Origin of the sequence: Cohnella boryungensis, assembly GCF_042651945.1 — a bacterium.
Classification (GTDB): Bacteria; Bacillota; Bacilli; order Paenibacillales; family Paenibacillaceae; genus Cohnella; species Cohnella boryungensis.
On the sequence record NZ_JBHSED010000058.1, the window covers coordinates 258,631 to 275,240 of the forward strand.

Consider the following 16,610-nt stretch of genomic DNA (forward strand, 5'->3'; position numbering starts at 1 on the left):
CGGAGGGGAAGAGGGAGAGGGATGATAGGCAAAGCAAAACGCCTTCTTTCATTCGGACGCGTGCCGAGCGAAGGAAGGCGTTCTAAAGATCACCCTTAAGGAGCTTAAACGAAAGCACTTTTTGGTTATCGGGGTCGAGATCGATTTTCAGCCATCCGCCGGCGACTTCAACAGACAGAGCGTTCGTAAGCTCATCCGGCGAAAGGCCGAGCAGCTCTGCCGCTTGAGAGCCTTGCATGCCGTAAGACAGTCCACGAATGCCTGTATCGATGCCTTCCGCGCTGATCTCGACATAGACGATGCTATCCTTGTCGTTCATCCCGACGGAGAAGCCGTCGTACTCCCAGATTTCTACAGCCTGATCGTCGCCGGGCAACGGGTAAGCCTCGACGGGAGGACCGTAACGCCTGACAACCTCCTTGTCGGATTGTCCCAGCATGAGGTGCGCCAACGAAGGCGACTTCTTCTGGAAGCTCGCAGCAGGCGGCGCGGCATCGTCGGGAGTTTCCTCCGGTTGCATCGTTGCCGCCTCTACGCTAGGCGAAGAGCTGACCGGCGGTTGCTCGGACGCGGAGGCGGGAGGCGCAGACTCTTTCACTGTCGCAGGCGGGTTCTCGTGAACGTTCACAAGAGGATCGCGGTCGGCGGACGGAAGCGGGTGCGAAGCCGATGGAGCAGCAGGGAGGGTCGAGGGAACGGACGTCTGCGAAGCCTGAGGCTCGCTCGTGGTCGAGCTGCAAGCCACTAGGCTTACGGTCAGCAGCAGGGCGCTCCATGTTCTAAGTTGTACGGATAGACTGTAGGGCATCTTGATCCCTCCTCCAATTTATTTCTACTACTATATGAGACAAGTCAATACCTGGAAAAGTTTCGAGGCATTTCGATTTTTTTTGAAAATCAGGCTATTGTCGCATCAGGGCGGACATTTCCGGGACTTTAGTAGCATGATTTTCTTACCTTCTGCGGTGCGCAGCGTGGCCGCTTGAATCGTAAATCCGCTGTTGCGCAGGGGTTAAGGATATGGTACGTTAAACGGAAAAGACAACGGGTGGTGGGGAAGACGATGGATATTCTTAAAGAGAGAATACTGAAAGAAGCGAGCGTCATAAACTCCGGGGTGTTGAAATTGGATTCTCTGCTCAACCATAGCGTCGATCCGCAGTTGACGATGGAGATGGGCAAGGAGTTCGCTTCGAGATTCGCCGGCGAGAAGATTACCAAGGTCATTACGGTCGAATCTTCCGGGATTCCCGTGGCCTTCGCTACAGCTCTTCAATTCGGAGTGCCGCTTGTGTTCGCCCGGAGAAAGAAAACCTTGCTGGGAGAGCCTGACGCTTATTGCGAAAGAGTTCCTTCTTTTACGAAAGGCATCGTGACCGATCTGATCGTGTCTCGCCATCTGCTGAGCCAAGAGGATTCCGTGCTGTTCATCGACGACATTATCGCGAACGGCGATGCTGCGCGAGGACTCATCAAGATTATAGAGCAATCCGGGGCGGCCTTGAAGGGGATCGGCATCGTACTGGAGAAGTCATTCCAGGCGGGTGGACGCACGCTCCGAGATTTGGGCTACCGCGTGGAGACGCTTGTTAAGATTCAATCCCTAGAGGACAATACCATTACCTTCGAGGATTAACAATAATTCGGGCACTGAACGTCCTTCCGAACCGGAAGGCATTATCGTATAATAGAATTATCTTGCATATGGGGAGGCGAACAGCAATGGAAAATGCGAATCAAGTCAATTTGCCGGTCGACTTCTTCCTGACCAAGCTGGAAGAGGCTAAGATTCATTTCGAGCGCGCGCTGGATTGCAAACACACGGAGTTCGACGACCTGTATCCATACATGATCGAACATCCTCAATTTTTCTGGTATAAGCGTTATGTCGCGTGGTCGGAGCTGCTGACGATCGTCAAGCTGTGCGATGAGCTGCAGATGGAATGGAAAGACAAGTTTGCGACTCATCAAGCCGAGTACGTGCAGAGCAGAGTGATGTCCAGCACGGTGCTTGACTATTGGTACGAAACGAATGATTCGAAAGAGCATGTCGGATAATAAATAAATCAGGTGCGTTGGCCGGAACAGGGCGAACCCGCGAGACCGCGATGTCTTGCGGGTTTTTCCCGATGAGGCGGAAAGGTGGAAATTATGCTTAACGATGAGCAATTGGACAAGCTGCGCGTGGATGGAACCAAGATTCGAATCGTGCGCGATGCATTGGTGCAAAATGATGTGGTAGGGATCGTTGTCGCCTGGGACGAGGAGTATGTGCTGATCCGACGCCCCAACCGGCGAGTCATCAAGGTGAAGAGACAGTATGCGATTCAACCGGCCGGCGAGGAACGGCAATGGTCGCTTGAATGAATCATCCGTTCTCTTGGAATGCTGAAGAGAGCAAGAGGGCGTGACAATTGGAGCGCCTTATGAGCTCAGCGGTTGAAACTGGCATTCTTCGAGAGGACGGAGGCGTTGACATGACGTTGATGGAGCAGAAGGTCAAGCAATACAAGAACGATGCCGCTACGATGGCGGATCGCGTTCCCGGGGTCGCGGCCGCCTATAATGGCTATACCGAGGAGTGCTTTGCGGCGGGCGAGTTGGATGCGAAGACGAAGCAGTTGATCGGACTCGGCGTGGCGCTCTTCGCGAACAACGAGGCGTGCACCTATTACCACGTGCAGGAGGCCAGAGCGTTAGGCGCCAGCGATACGCAGATGATGGAGGCCGTCGCCGCAACTTCGGCCGCCGCCAGCGGGCATGTGCTGTCCCAGGGCGCCATGAGGGTTCAAGAGGCGCTGCGAGGCGCGGTCAGCGGTGTAGCTCTTTCAGGTCGCTCTGAAGAAGATGGCGGCAGCCCTGTCGACCCTATGCGGCGCGACGCTCTCCGAGATGCCGAATTCGCAGAGGAAGAGGAGCCCTTGGCATTGTCGCAGGCGACTGCGGACAAGGTTCCGCCCTCATTTTGAGGGAGCAATCTGTGGCGTTATTGTCTGAAAATTAGAACTTCAACGAGAACGCTTGACGTACCCTTCGCCCGTATGATACTTTAATATACGTGATTTCGATACAGCTACGCTCACTGAAATGCCAATCCGGTGAACCCGTACAAGAAGCTCACATCCTACATGCGGTCGTGGCGGAATTGGCAGACGCGCTAGATTCAGGTTCTAGTGGTGTAACAGCCGTGGAGGTTCGAGTCCTCTCGACCGCACCATACTTACAAATCCGAGAAGCCTATTGTGATAAGGCTTCTTTTCTTTTTGTCGGGTGTTACATCATACTCTGAAGCCGTCTCCGTCTCACATATTCCGACAATGAAACATCTCCCGCGATATGATCTTTAATGCTCCTCTTCTGAATCGTTACAGAATGTATCTATTTTGTCGCGAGTATCTACTATTCATTGTCCGTTGGATTACTCGATTTTATAATCATCACAAACATACCTATGACTGCCGCCGTAACAATGGCGGCTTTTTTGCACCAATGTTGCGAGGAGCGATTCATATGCCAACGTCATTAGCAACACGCGAACGGTTAACAACCGCTGCGATCACCTGACACATCCGACACTCAAACTGGGGGAACTGACCGACGACCGCGCGTGGTATTGACAATTGATTCAGAGTCACTTATAATTGACTCAAAATCAATTAAAATTTGGAGGTTTTATTCATGAGTCAAAAAGTCGCATTAATTACAGGGGCATCTTCAGGAATTGGTAAGGAGGCAGCCATAGAACTGAAAAACAAAGGTTTTACGGTGTATGCTGCAGCGCGGCGCATCGACAAAATGCAGGATCTTGCGACAAAAGGTATCCGGCCCATTTCTTTGGATGTTACTAATGATGAATCCATGATTCAGGCTGTCAATGAGATTCTTAATAAGGAAGGCAGAATTGACATCCTTGTTAACAACGCCGGATATGGTTCTTACGGAGCGGTCGAGGATATTCCGATGGAAGAGGCCCGGCGCCAGATGGAAGTGAATGTTTTCGGGCTGGCTAGAATGATACAACTTGTGGTGCCGAGCATGCGAAAAAACAAATTCGGCAAAATTGTTAATGTCTCTTCAATGGGCGGCAAGATTTGGACCAATTTTGGCGGATGGTATCATGCAACGAAATTCGCAGTCGAAGGTCTTTCGGATTGCCTTCGACTGGAATTGGAACCGTTTGGCATTGATGTCATTGTTGTGGAGCCAGGCGGAATTAAAACGGATTGGGGAATCATTGCCGCCGAAAATCTGAAAAAGGTTTCTGCAAAAGGAGCGTATGCTCAGGCTGCCAACAAAGCGGCCGATGGAATGATTAAAAATTATTCGGGCAATCAATTGTCGAAACCGGAGTTGATTGCACGCACCATCGGCAAAGCTGTGTCTGTAAAAAGACCGAAAACGCGCTACCTGGTCGGTTTTATGGCGAAACCGATGGTTTTTATGAAAACGGTCTTTGGCGATCGTACCTACGACAGAATTATCAAAAGATTCGGCTAAGATACAATACAATCATTACGAAAAGGGTGATCATATGGCTAACTTTGCTTCTCTTCTGCCGAAAACGACCACTTACTGGAAAACAGATGAAATTTTCTTTATCAAGCATACGAATTTCTTTATAACCATGGAGGAAGCCTATGCCATAGGGGAATTGCTTAAAGAAGCTCATCGTGACAAAGAAACGAGCGCCATCGTCATTGACAATCGTGAGGCAAAAGGAGCTTGGACTCAGGAGGTTAACAAAGTCTGGATAGAGGTATCAATGGAATTCAATCATAGAATTCCCAAGAAAGTCGCTACATTAACAAGCGATGTGATCGCTACCATGCAAATTAACCGGCTTACCCGGAACAACGGAGCTGAAAAAATGTCCAAAGCGTTTTGCAGCGATTTCGATGAATCGGTTAGGGCCTTCTTGAGGGGATAAAAAGAGGAAGCGGATGTAATTTTGACTCCAGATCGATGAGCCTTTAAAATAAATCGAATGGAGTGATGAACATTATGGCAAAACGTGCAATGACTCCCGAGGCAAAGGCCTTAAAAGCAAAGGCTATTATGGATAAAGCGGCTGAAATGTTTCTTTCATCGGAGTACGAAAAAATAAAGATGTCCGATATAGCTAAACAGATGGGCATGTCAAACGGGATTCTGTTTGTGTACTTTAAAACAAAAGAAGCATTGTTTTTCAGTCTGCTGTGCCGGGAGTATGAGAAGCGACTCGCTCGTCTGACAGAGATTGCAGAGGAAATGCCTATCCGGAGTTTCGATGACTTCAAAAATCTCGTCATCAATGAGCTGATGGAATTGGTGGACCATAATCCCCTTTACATCAGGCTGGAATCTATGCGAACAGCGGTTTTCGAGAAGAATGTGGACCCTGAAACCATGCTGAATCAGAAAATCAATCTGTACAAATTAATGCTAGAGCTAGTAGCCATTATTTGCGCTTCGGACGCCATAACTCCCAAAGATGTGACGGAGATCCTCCAGGCAGAGGCTTCGATTATCACAGGCTGCAAATTATCAGCTACCTTGCCCGCAGAGGTTGTGGATATCATCGAGAAGAACGGTCTGGATGGATTCCAACGTGATTTTAAGGACGATGTTTTGAAAGCGATGATTTGTTATCTGGATGGATACTATAAGAATTATGTATTCATTCGTACAATCGGTGATAGGTGATGGGGATGCGGATGTACAAAAGAGGCCGATACCAGAAATTTATTTAGGGATTTCCTCCTGTCACTTTCGACAACAATCGGCCTCTCGTACAAACGGAACCCTGAAAGGGAAAACGGAGGGTCAGGATGACAACAAGAACACAGACCGACACGGCTGTTGTAGCTGGCGCTACAGGAATGATGGGTAGACAGCTTGTACGGCTCTTGCTTGAGGACCCAACATATCAACGGATCGTCGTACTAGTACGTCGGGGTATAGACATAACCCACCCGAAACTGGTGGAGAAGCAAGTATCTTTTGACCGACTGGAAAGCGAATTGGATGCTTCTTTGCTGAAAGACGCAGATGTCTTCTGCACGTTAGGCACTACAATGAAACAAGCCGGCTCTAAAGAAGCCTTTCGTAAAGTTGATCATCAGTACCCATTAGCTCTGGCTAAAGCTGCTCTTCAGCACGGTGCCGCCAGCTACGTCATTGTTAGCGCAATGTGGGCGTCCGAACAGTCTAGGATGTTCTATACACGAGTTAAAGGGCAATTGGAACGGGATTTATTGTCTCTAGGGTTACCGCGTCTTATTATCCTGCGTCCCTCTCTCTTGTTAGGGGATCGTGAGAAAGAGAGTTTTGGGGATCGGGCAACAGCATTAGTCTTTCGCTTGCTTGATCCATTATTGATCGGGCCGTTAGCCAGAATGAAAGCAATTCAGTGCGAGGATGTGGCTCAAGTAATGGTCATGATGGCGCGTGAATCAGGGCCAACGGTTGAAGTACTGGAGTCTGAAGTAATCTCATTAAGATCCAGTAACAAAAATAGTCGTACCGGAGTTTAACTGAAGTGCACCGTTCGAGTCCTCTCGATCGCACCATCCTAACAATTAACAAGCTCTTGGATTGTCCTTGCGACGGTTCAGGAGCTTTTTTGTATAATCAGGATTTGCAAGACCGATATCATTCAGCCTTGAGCCTTCTATATTCAGCCGGGCTTACGCCTAACTGCATTTTTATAAACTTGGTAAAACTCGACGGTTGTTCAAATCCAAGCCTCTCCGCAATCAGATAAATGGGGTCTTTGGTCGTCAGGAGCAGCCGTTTTGCGATCTCCAGCATGTGCAACTTAATAAATTCCTGCGCCGTTTTCCCCGTTTCTTTTTTCAGCATATCCGAAAGATAGTTCGGGGAATATCCCATCTCTTGCGCAAGCCTTTTTACGCTGGGCATCCCTGCTTTTTCTATCGCCTCTGTCGTGCAATGCTCCTGCAGAAGCCGCTCGAATTTGACAACGGAGTCTTTGACGGCAGCCGTTCTTGTAATAAATTGTCTCCCATAAAAACGCTTCGCATAGTTCAGGAGCACTTCCAGATTCGATAGGAGCAGGTCGTTGCTGTAGGTGTCCAGGTTTCCGCTATATTCAACCTGAATATGGCTCACGATGCGATCCACAATTTCTTTTTCCTGATCCGAGAGATGCAAGGCTTCATTGGCCTCGTATTCAAAAAAACTGTACTCCGGCAGTTTGTGCCACAATGCGCTGCCTCTTATCAAATCGGGATGGAAGACCAGCATCCAGCCGTCTCTTTTCTCATTACCGCTGCGGCTTCCCTTGGCTAGTATTTGTCCCGGTGCCGTGAACATAAGGCTGCCCTCATGAAAGTCGTAATATTTTCGCCCATAGATCAGCTCGCACTCGGCATTGTTTTTCAAGGAAATCATGTAGAAGTTCAGCTTGAACGGAACGTTGTAATAAGAATCGCGAGGATTTACCGTATTGTAATCAATCAGCGTGATTAATGGATGTTTAGGTTTAGTGCAGCCCAGAATGTCGTGTAGTTCAGAGATTGATTCGATATTTACCATGTGTGAAAAACTCCCTTTAAGCAAGATTGAGAGTAAGCTTTGCCGATTATTCATCCAAAAATAAATGTAATTATACACCCGAACCTACGCCTCATACATAGTCAAATCCACGATGATCTTATGCCAATTACGGATAGGCTTCGATCAGTAATTCAGACAATATGTTCGGTAATCCGGATATGTAGCGACATAGGATATTCGTTTACAGTACAGGATAGAAACACAAAAAATCAGACCGTCTTAGGTCAGGAAAAGGAGAATGCAAGCGATGAAGGATTTTACATTCTACAACCCGACGAGAGTGGAATTCGGAAAAGATAAAGAAAGCTTAATCGGTAGTTATATGGCGCCTTACGGCGTGAAAAATACGCTGCTTGTTTACGGCTCAGAGCGAATTAAAGCCTCCGGCCTGTTCGACAGAGTCGCGCAATCGCTCACCGATAACGGAATCGACTTTATCCCTCTGGGCGGGATTAAAAGCAATCCGGTTATCAGCAAAGCCAGGGAAGGCGTTCGCATCGCCAAGGAGAACGGCATTGACGCCGTATTGGCGGTAGGCGGGGGCTCTGTGCTTGATACGGCAAAGGTGATCGCGGCCGGAGCCGTTTATGATGGGGATGTATGGGACTTGTGCAGCTATAAGAAATATCCGGATGCTGCGCTGAAAGTATTCGATATTCTCACTTTGTCAGCGACCGGCAGCGAAATGAACGCTTCGGCGGTCATAACCAACGAGGAAACGACGGAAAAATTCGGTTTTTCAAGCCCGGCTGTTTTCCCAACGGTATCGGTCATTAATCCGGAGCTTCAGGAAACGGTAACCAACGAATATTTGGCATACTCTGCAGTTGATATTTTGTCCCACTGCATGGATTTGTATTTTACCGCCGCCTACATCCCAGACATTACAGCAAACCATATCGAGAACATCATCAGAACTGTCATTCGCACCACGGACGCCTTGCTGAAGAATCCCGGCGACTATGAAGCGAGAAGCGAATTTGCTTGGGCGGCTGCGCAAGCCCTGAATCGCACCACGTTTGCCGGAGTGGAGGGGAATCGCTATGATACCCATTTAATTGAGCATTCTCTTTCGGCTTTGTACGATGTGCCTCATGGCGCGGGTCTCGCAGTCGTGTACCCGGCATGGATGAATTGGCATCTTCCTATGAACCCGACAAGATATGAACGATTTGCACGAAATGTATTCGGTCTGCAAACAGCGGAAGCAGGCATTGAGGCGTTAACGAATTGGTTTGTGAGCATCGGCGCTCCGGTCAAACTGGAGCAGGTTCATATCGATAAGGACAAAATCGAGGAGATTGCCTCGCATATTTATCGAACCATTGAAATGGCCCGGATGCAAACCTTGTATTCGAAAGAAACGATTGTCGAATTACTGAATCGTATGTAATGAATGATGTGTCGTCATGCTCGTCGAAGCGAGTTACAATCTGTCTTTCGTTGAGAATCGTTATCAGTTATAATGGGAAAAACGAGCGTTAACGGGTGTCAGGGAGTTGAAACAGCAAGATGAAGCTGGACGAGCATATTCAGTTTTGGGACAAAGCATCTATTCGAATTATGGATGTTCGTCATTGTGTTCTATGTCATAGAGAGCAGCTGCTGGACCATAGGTTGCCTGCGAGCGGATTTTTCGTCACGTCCGGGGGGAAGGCTCGCATCAGATTGGACGGAACCTCATATGAGGCCCAGCGTTTGCACGTTCTTCATGCAGGCAAAGGCTCGGTCATCGATATTCAGCCCGAGGAGGACAAATTTTCCTACTATCTAATCTATTATAAAGCCGAGATTCCTCTCCCAAGCACCTTCCAAGGGGCTAGGAAAACGACGGAGGGGAATCCTTTTCAGATGAGATATGGATTTCAGCCGTCAGAGCCCGTCGCTTTGTACGTGATCGTTCGCCTCATGCATAGCCGTTGGCAGCAATCGGGACGATTGGAGAAGCTTGAGACGAAGTCGTTGTTCTTCCGATTCGTTCACGAGATGCTGCGGCAGATGCAGACGCAGAGCGTGGAGATGGTTCAGCCGGATCTGCTTGCGCAAGCGATAAGATACATCGAGAACCACTATGAGCAGCCGATTACACTGGAATCGTTGGCAGAGCTGCTGGCGTGCGGTCCGCAGCAATTGCTGCGGGTGTTCAAGAGCCGTCAGGGCAACACCCCGATTCGTTATCTCATTCAGACGCGTATAGAGCGGGCCAAGGAATTGCTGCTGGACACGCCAGCCACGCTGCAGGAAATATCCGAAGGCGTCGGGTATCCCGACTCTTATTATTTCAGTCGCTTGTTCAAAAAGCATACCGGATGTTCCCCGTTGCAATTCAGAGCCGGTGCGCGGGGCTCTCCGCAGCGAAAATATAATCCATTAGCGGATAAGATTTTGTCCATTGGATTCAAGAGCTTCTCGTCTTATATTGATATCGATAATCGTTATCAATACAGACGAAAAGAGGATCTAAGAATGAGTTCAGGTTCCAGAATGTCTATGACGGCCGCTGTGGTGCTCTGCTTTTCATTGCTGCTGAGCGCTTGCTCTACCGGTACATCTACGAATGCCCCAAGCTCGGCGCCATCGCAGCAGTCCAGCGCGACTGTAGAAGCGAGCTCTTCGCCAAGCGAGGCTTCGAAGGCGATGAGAACGATCACGACGGTAGACGGGGAGATCCAGATTCCGGCTGATCCCCAACGTATCGTAGCGGATCAATATTTGGGCAGCTTAATTGCGCTTGGCGTAACTCCGGTCGGCACGCCGGGCCTGCACAAGAAAAACCCTTATTTCACGGAAGCGTTGAGAAATGTAGAGGATTCGGGAGAAATCAACGGTTCGTTGGAGAAGCTCATCGACCTGGAGCCCGATCTAATTATAACGGGAAACGGCGAACAAGGCCGATACGACGAGTTCAGCAAAATCGCCCCAACGGTAACTGTGCCGTACGGACAACTGAAAAATGCGCATGAGGAGCTGACGTTTTTCGGAAAGCTTCTAGGGAAGGAAAAGGAAGCGGAGGCCTGGCTGAACGAGTATGATCGAAGAATTGCCGAAGCCAAGGCGCGGGTGTTAAAGGTTATTCCAGCCGATGCGACCTTCTCGATATTCGAGCTTGGGGACAAGGTCGTCTGGACGTATGGGGATAACTTCGGGCGCGGCGGTCAGCCCATCTATCAGGCTCTCGGCTTTCGGCCGCCGGAGGGCGTTGCCGATGAAATTATGGAGAAGCAGTGGGCGGAGGTTTCGCTTGAGGCGCTTCCTAAGTATGCGGGCGATTACCTCGTGCTGACTTCGAACAGGATCACATTGGAAGAGATCAAAGCCGATCCGATCTGGTCTACGCTGGAGGCTGTCAAGAACGACCGCGTCTACGTCTGGAAGGAAGAGCGCTCTTGGTATTATGACCCGATTGCCGTGCTGTCCCAGACAGAAGAGCTGGCGGATTGGCTTACCGGGCTTCAATAATTCGCCGGAGAAGCCTGGAATCGGTAGCGTTCGTCTAATTCCGTGAAACAAACGCGCAGGGAGGATTTTTCTCTCTGCGTTTTTTTGCGTTCTGCGAAACTACGGCGGGACTGGGACTGTGGCTCCGCGAGGGGAATAGTTCAACTACGCGAAACTAAAGCGATGTGGCGGAGCTACCGCGAAGCGAATAGTTCGCCTATGCGAAACTAAAGTGGTGTGGCGGAGCTTTCGCGATGTGAATAGTTCGACTACGCGAAACTAAAGCGATGAGGCGGAGCTTCGGCGATGTGAATAGTTCGACTACGCGAAACTAAAGCGATGAGGCGGAGCTTCCGCGAGAGGAATAGTTCGACTATGCGAAACTAAAGCGATGTGGCGGAGCTTCTGTGATGTGAATAGTTCGACTATGCGAAACTAAAGCGATGTGGCGGAGCTTCGGCGAAGTGAATAGTTCGACTATGCGAAACTAAAGCGATGTGGCGGAGCTACCGCGAGGCGAATAGTTCGACTCCGCGAAACTAAAGCGATGTGGCGGAGCTTCGGCGAAGTGAATAGTTCAACTATGCGAAACTAAAACGGTGTGGCGGAGCCGCCGAGTGAATAAACTCCAAAGCTTCGGACATCTTACCTAAAAAATGAGCAGGAGGGCTTTGTATGGGAGAATGCAAGTTCATCGCGGAGGTTAAAACCGCGAATGTAGGCGGGGCGGGGACGGATGATGATGTGCACCTCTCGCTCATTAAGAGGGTAAAGGTCGTGAATAATGGAAAAGAGGAGTGGAAAGACGAAATTCGACTGGCCGACTGGAATTTGGATACCGATCACGATGATTTCGAGACGGGCGCGTTGAACAAGTTTTATGCCGAGGGAGATTATATAGGCGAGATCGACAGAATCCGTCTGGAGATCGTGCCCAATGGCAATCAAGTCGTTCATGCTTCGGCCTGGAAGGTCGAATACGTGAAAGTCATCCAGACCTATGCAGGGGAGAGCCGATCGTTTATTTTCCCGATTAATACCTGGATGGGCATTCAAGGGCGCGATCCAAGTCAAGGGGATCTGAAAACGATAGTATTCGCGGACAAGGACGGCGTGGTCTGTTACAGAAAAAAGGTTCTGACGGACGATCTGAATCTGATCGATGGAGAGAGCAATTGCGGGAATTGAGGCTTTGAGAATTAGTCGTTTTACAAAAACCGGGAGCCGCGACTCTCGGTTTGTTTGCGTTTAGCAGAAAATTCGACAAAATAGAAATAAATTCGACATCTCCCCCAAGCTGCCAAACGCTTGATACGGAATGGTTTCAACCCGAAGCGGCCAGGAATCTTTCATTATTCTTTTATCGATGAGGTATAAAATAGACCTGATAGCCACGTCAGCAGAGGGGGATGAATGTCGTGCCGGGTTCTGTGCACATTCACAAGGAGGAGGAAGCCTCGGGACGCAGCAGGTCATTTGCACGATCGGGCTTCGAGCAGGAGGAGCAATCGGAAGAGGCCGTTCAGAAGCCGGATAAAGCGGCGATTATAGAGAGGCTGAAGGCGCAAGGAGCCGTTCGAGTGTTTCCGGGCGTGGATGCAGCAGCCGCCAGTCCAGAGGCCCCCGTTGCAGCCCCTAGGGAGCCGGAGATCGCATTTGAGGCGCCGGCATCGCCGACAGCCGTAGAATCGGTTCCAGGCGAGACGGAGGAACCTGTTGGCATTAGTCAGGAATTTCACGAACGTGTGCAACGGGAGACGGATGCGGTCAACAACCCCAGCTGGTACAATCTCCCTCAACATATCCGAAATGAGCGTTACGGCAAGTGGGACTTGTCCCAAAGCCGCGAACGAAGCGGAAACCGGCGGCAGGATGAAAATCTGGAAGAGGACGTAAGGACCAACCAGATCGAAAAACGGATGCTGCCCGGAAAGTTCGATGTGACCCAGAAAGCGAAGAACGCCGTGAATGACATGGTGCAGAATCCGGGCCGTACGGCAGTAGGCATGATCCCGATCGTCGGCAAAGGCATTCAGCAGAAGATGGCGGAGAAGTTCGACGTGAAGGAACGCGATCTCCTTAAGGGGATTTCGGCTACCACAACGAATGAAGCGATAAAAGCAAGCTCCGCTTCTCAAGCCGGCGCGCTGGCCACGAAGATTACCGCCGATCGGATTAAGGCGGGGATCGGTACCGTTACCGGGATTGCGGGCAACATTGTACCTGGCGCGGGGCAGGTCGCAAGCGCGGTTGGCGGCGCAGCCGGGATGATCGGAGATTTGGCCACGTCCGGCCAACAAACGCAGATCAAGAAGGCCCGTGCTCGGGAGGAAGCCCGCAAAGCAATGGGCAAGAAGGAATTTGCGGGTTATGAGAACATTGACGAGTTTATCGGAATGGAGAGACAGAGACATGCGCTGGTCGCCGCAGGCAAAGGACAAGGAGGCGCAGGAGCGCCGACGGTGGACAGCGAGGACCAGGTCAAACGACTGACGGCTCATGCGCGGGGCGAGACGGAGCATCATAAATACTATAAACAACGTGCGAAAGAAGTGGAGAAAGAGAGAGCCGCTGCCGCTAACCCCCGAGAGGAAGGGGCAGGCTTGCTCTCGAGAGTAAAAAGATTTTTCGGCCGATCGTCTTAAATGCGTCTGCTTTGTCATGAGCGGATAGGGGAGAGGAAAAGATGGAGCTATTCATTTCCAGGGAAATCTCTGCGGCGCATGCTGCGGACGGTCCTTATGCCGACGGGATTGAATACGTGAGCGGATGGCTTCGTTGGCTGGATGCGGGCATTGAGCTGCGTTTATGCGCGGAGGAGGAGTCCCGGCCAGCCCTGTCGGAGCGTTGGGAATACGTCCGTCAGAGGGAGGAACGGCGGACACGGTTAAGCGAACAGGCCGGAGTGTTCCTGCCGCTCCCCTATTTAACGCGTCAATTCGGATTGACGGAGCTGGAAGAGAAGATTGTTTTCCTCTGCCTCGCCATCGAGATCGACCGGAAGTACGAGGCGGCTTTCGAGCTGCTGCAAGAGGAGCAAGGGGCGGTCTATCCCAGAAGGGATTTGATCGCCTCTCTGCTGGGCAGAGATGAAGACGAACGCTTCCAGGCGGTGCGGGTACTGAGAGAGGACGGAGCCCTTCGCCGTTTTTTCCTCAAGGAGCCGACAAGCGCTCGCAAACACGAGACGACGATCAATCGGTACTGTCGATTGGACGAGAGAATCGTCCGTTTTATTCTGGATTCCGCTGCCCTGCCCGCGTCGATGGAGCGATATGCGAGCCTTCTGCTCCCTTCCGCGGAGCCGCCCCCGCTTCTCGGCAATGACGATATTCAGCAGAAGCTTCGCAGCTGGATCGCCCGCCGCGCCGCCGCTGATGAGGGCTTGAAGTCCGCGTTGGTCGTTTCCCTGTGGGGCAGCGAGGGAGCAGGCAAGAGAACGCAATTGGCCCATCTCGGCAGGTACTTCGACGAACCCTTGTTAATGGTTGAAATGTCGAAGCTTCCGCAGGAGGAGATCGAGGGGCCGGACGCATTGAACGCCGTCATCCGCGAGGCGGTCATCCAGCAAGCGCTGCCCGTGCTGTGCGGATTTCTCGTCCATGACGACACGGATGCGGATCGAAGACGAAAGCGGGATTTGCTGGAGCGGATCAGCGGAATGTCAGGGCTTGTGTTCCTGCTCTCCGAGGAGTCCTGCCGCCAGCTTGATCCTCGCGGACGAATCGATCTGGAGCTGGAGATTGCAGCGCTGAAGGACGAGCAGCGAATGGAGGCCTGGCAGACGCTGGCTGCGGCCTATGAGGTGGACGCTTCGCTGGACTGGTCCATTCTGGCCTCCCGGTTCCGCTTCAATCCGGGCCAGATCGTCAATGCGTTGAGAACGGCGCGCAATTTGTCCGAGTGGCATCGGTCGGACGAGCAGCCGGGACCGATTCGTTGGAGCGAAATGATCGAGGCTTGCTACAAGCAGTTGAACCATCGGCTGGGGACGAAGTCCAAGCGGCTATCGCCGAAAAACAGCTGGGAGGATCTCGTGCTGCCCGGCGCGCAAATCCAGAAGCTTCGGCACGCCTGCAACCATATTCAATACAAGCATACCGTATACGGGTCATGGGGATTCGAGCGCAAGCTTTCTTACGGCACCGGCGTCAGCCTGCTGTTTGCCGGCCCGCCGGGCACCGGCAAAACCATGGCTGCCGAGATCGCGGCCAACGAGCTGGATATGGAAATCTACAAGATCGATCTGTCGCAGATTATCAGCAAGTATATCGGAGAAACGGAGAAAAACCTGCGCGAGATTTTCGACGAGGCGGAATCCAGCTACGCCATCCTCTTCTTCGACGAGGCCGACGCCTTGTTCGGCAAGCGCTCGGAGGTCAAAGACTCGCACGACAAGAACGCCAATACCGAGGTTGCCTATTTGCTGCAAAAAATGGAGGAGTACCGCGGGATTTCGATCTTGGCGACCAACTACTTGCAAAATATAGACGAGGCTTTCTTGCGCAGAATCAATTATGTTATTCGCTTCTCATTCCCGGACGAGGAGCAGCGCAAAGAGATTTGGCAAGGGATATTCCCGAAGCAGACCCCGCTTGAGCCGGAGCTTGACTACGACTTTCTCGCCCGCAAGCTTCCGATGGCAGGTGGCAGCATCAAAAATATTGCGCTAACCTCCGCCTTTCTGGCAAGCGGCGGCTCGGAGGCCGTCGGCATGAAGCATATTCTAAAGGCTTACCAGTATGAGCTGGACAAGACGAACCGCACGATTTCCAGAGACGAGCTTGGGGAATACGCCTTTTACTTTGAAGATATCCATCGCATATAGAGTCTCGCGCGTACAGCCGCCGATTTGCCGGGCGGACCGTTACAGCGGAAGGCCGTGACCATGACTGTATTTATGAAAAAAGCGCAAGCATGAGGGGAGATTCTCGCCCGGAACTTGCGCTTTTTGCTTCATCGATGCCCACTTGAGGAAATTGTGGGAAGCGAAAGCCGCCCGACCTCCAGGCTTACTGTGGGTAAGAAGCAGGAAATGTCGAAATCCTCGATTCTTCTTTATCTACCAAACGCACTCTCCGCTTCAATCCTTCGACATACAGAGAGCTGGCAGCCTTCTTGCTTTGCAGGAGAGCTCGCGCTTGCTGCTTCTGCCACAGATACGTCACGCTCACTCGAATTTCTCAACTACCCTTGGCGCGGTTGTACGCCGATTTCGGCGTACAACCGGAACAATCCTCACTATGATAATTCACCGTACCCCGAATCCGAGATCACAGTCTTTGGCATTTCACCCAGATGAGCCTAGATCTATTTCGCATATGATCTTTATCTGAAAATTTAACGAGCTTATGAAAACAGCAGTCACAAAATAAGGTGTCCCGTTAGTTTTAGATATTGTAAGTGGTTCAGACGGATGGAGGTGTTCCAATTGGCTTCAAGCTTTATGCTAATGGAAGCTTGAGGCGGAGAAGCTGCTTCACTAATAAATTGTGCCTGCAACTTACCGAAAGGGGATTTGATTTGACTTGCACCATAATAACCATAGAACTAAATTGTTAATTCATTTCATCGTTCTGGGGTTGATCTTCCTTATGCTTGCGGGATGTATAAGG

Annotated in this window: 14 protein-coding genes, 1 tRNA gene and 1 pseudogene; 14 read left to right on the plus strand and 2 right to left on the minus strand. The window is 50.9% G+C overall.

Features of this window, described 5'->3' with window-relative positions; genetic code table 11:
• Positions 1 to 82 precede the first annotated feature (82 nt).
• Complete coding sequence (locus tag ACFO1S_RS22850; RefSeq protein ID WP_204601643.1) at positions 83 to 808, minus strand: hypothetical protein; 726 nt, start codon at positions 806 to 808, stop codon at positions 83 to 85.
• 255 nt (positions 809 to 1,063) lie between these two features.
• Here ACFO1S_RS22850 and ACFO1S_RS22855 point away from each other — a divergent pair, with 255 nt between their 5' ends.
• The 9 genes and pseudogenes from ACFO1S_RS22855 to ACFO1S_RS22895 all read left to right on the plus strand — a co-directional run bounded on the left by ACFO1S_RS22855 (position 1,064) and on the right by ACFO1S_RS22895 (position 6,512).
• The gene (locus ACFO1S_RS22855; RefSeq protein WP_204601642.1) at positions 1,064 to 1,636 is read left to right on the plus strand and encodes a xanthine phosphoribosyltransferase; all 573 of its coding nucleotides are present in this window, start codon (positions 1,064 to 1,066) and stop codon (positions 1,634 to 1,636) included.
• An 86-nt stretch (positions 1,637 to 1,722) separates the two neighbouring features.
• Positions 1,723 to 2,058, plus strand: a complete 336-nt coding sequence (locus ACFO1S_RS22860; protein ID WP_204601641.1) for a hypothetical protein — start codon at positions 1,723 to 1,725, stop codon at positions 2,056 to 2,058.
• A 93-nt stretch (positions 2,059 to 2,151) separates the two neighbouring features.
• The gene (locus ACFO1S_RS22865; protein ID WP_204601922.1) at positions 2,152 to 2,367 is read left to right on the plus strand and encodes a hypothetical protein; all 216 of its coding nucleotides are present in this window, start codon (positions 2,152 to 2,154) and stop codon (positions 2,365 to 2,367) included.
• A gap of 110 nt (positions 2,368 to 2,477) precedes the next feature.
• Positions 2,478 to 2,801, plus strand: a pseudogene (locus ACFO1S_RS22870) (carboxymuconolactone decarboxylase family protein); the annotation flags it as partial.
• 329 nt (positions 2,802 to 3,130) lie between these two features.
• A tRNA-Leu gene (locus tag ACFO1S_RS22875) sits at positions 3,131 to 3,217 on the plus strand.
• A 461-nt stretch (positions 3,218 to 3,678) separates the two neighbouring features.
• On the plus strand, positions 3,679 to 4,497 hold the full coding sequence (locus ACFO1S_RS22880; protein WP_204601639.1) for an oxidoreductase: 819 nt from the start codon (positions 3,679 to 3,681) through the stop codon (positions 4,495 to 4,497).
• A 34-nt stretch (positions 4,498 to 4,531) separates the two neighbouring features.
• Positions 4,532 to 4,927 (plus strand): hypothetical protein, encoded by a 396-nt coding sequence (locus ACFO1S_RS22885; RefSeq protein ID WP_378127642.1) that lies wholly within the window; start codon positions 4,532 to 4,534, stop codon positions 4,925 to 4,927.
• Between the two features lie 74 nt (positions 4,928 to 5,001).
• Positions 5,002 to 5,682: a TetR/AcrR family transcriptional regulator gene (locus ACFO1S_RS22890; protein WP_204601637.1), complete on the plus strand. Its 681-nt coding sequence runs from the start codon at positions 5,002 to 5,004 to the stop codon at positions 5,680 to 5,682.
• A gap of 125 nt (positions 5,683 to 5,807) precedes the next feature.
• Positions 5,808 to 6,512: an NAD-dependent epimerase/dehydratase family protein gene (locus ACFO1S_RS22895; protein WP_204601636.1), complete on the plus strand. Its 705-nt coding sequence runs from the start codon at positions 5,808 to 5,810 to the stop codon at positions 6,510 to 6,512.
• Between the two features lie 118 nt (positions 6,513 to 6,630).
• Here the strand turns inward: ACFO1S_RS22895 and ACFO1S_RS22900 are convergent, their stop codons facing one another.
• Entirely contained in the window at positions 6,631 to 7,536 is a 906-nt protein-coding gene (locus tag ACFO1S_RS22900; protein ID WP_204601635.1) for an AraC family transcriptional regulator, read from the minus strand.
• A 268-nt stretch (positions 7,537 to 7,804) separates the two neighbouring features.
• Here ACFO1S_RS22900 and ACFO1S_RS22905 point away from each other — a divergent pair, with 268 nt between their 5' ends.
• The 5 genes from ACFO1S_RS22905 (at position 7,805) to ACFO1S_RS22925 (ending at position 15,823) form a co-directional block, all read left to right on the plus strand.
• Positions 7,805 to 8,950, plus strand: coding sequence for an iron-containing alcohol dehydrogenase (locus tag ACFO1S_RS22905; protein WP_204601634.1), 1,146 nt, complete (start codon positions 7,805 to 7,807; stop codon positions 8,948 to 8,950).
• Between the two features lie 119 nt (positions 8,951 to 9,069).
• Positions 9,070 to 11,016: an AraC family transcriptional regulator gene (locus ACFO1S_RS22910; protein ID WP_204601633.1), complete on the plus strand. Its 1,947-nt coding sequence runs from the start codon at positions 9,070 to 9,072 to the stop codon at positions 11,014 to 11,016.
• Between the two features lie 654 nt (positions 11,017 to 11,670).
• Positions 11,671 to 12,183 (plus strand): PLAT/LH2 domain-containing protein, encoded by a 513-nt coding sequence (locus tag ACFO1S_RS22915; protein ID WP_204601632.1) that lies wholly within the window; start codon positions 11,671 to 11,673, stop codon positions 12,181 to 12,183.
• Between the two features lie 230 nt (positions 12,184 to 12,413).
• On the plus strand, positions 12,414 to 13,640 hold the full coding sequence (locus ACFO1S_RS22920) for a hypothetical protein (protein ID WP_204601631.1): 1,227 nt from the start codon (positions 12,414 to 12,416) through the stop codon (positions 13,638 to 13,640).
• 41 nt (positions 13,641 to 13,681) lie between these two features.
• Positions 13,682 to 15,823 (plus strand): ATP-binding protein, encoded by a 2,142-nt coding sequence (locus tag ACFO1S_RS22925; RefSeq protein WP_204601630.1) that lies wholly within the window; start codon positions 13,682 to 13,684, stop codon positions 15,821 to 15,823.
• Positions 15,824 to 16,610: the final 787 nt, after the last annotated feature.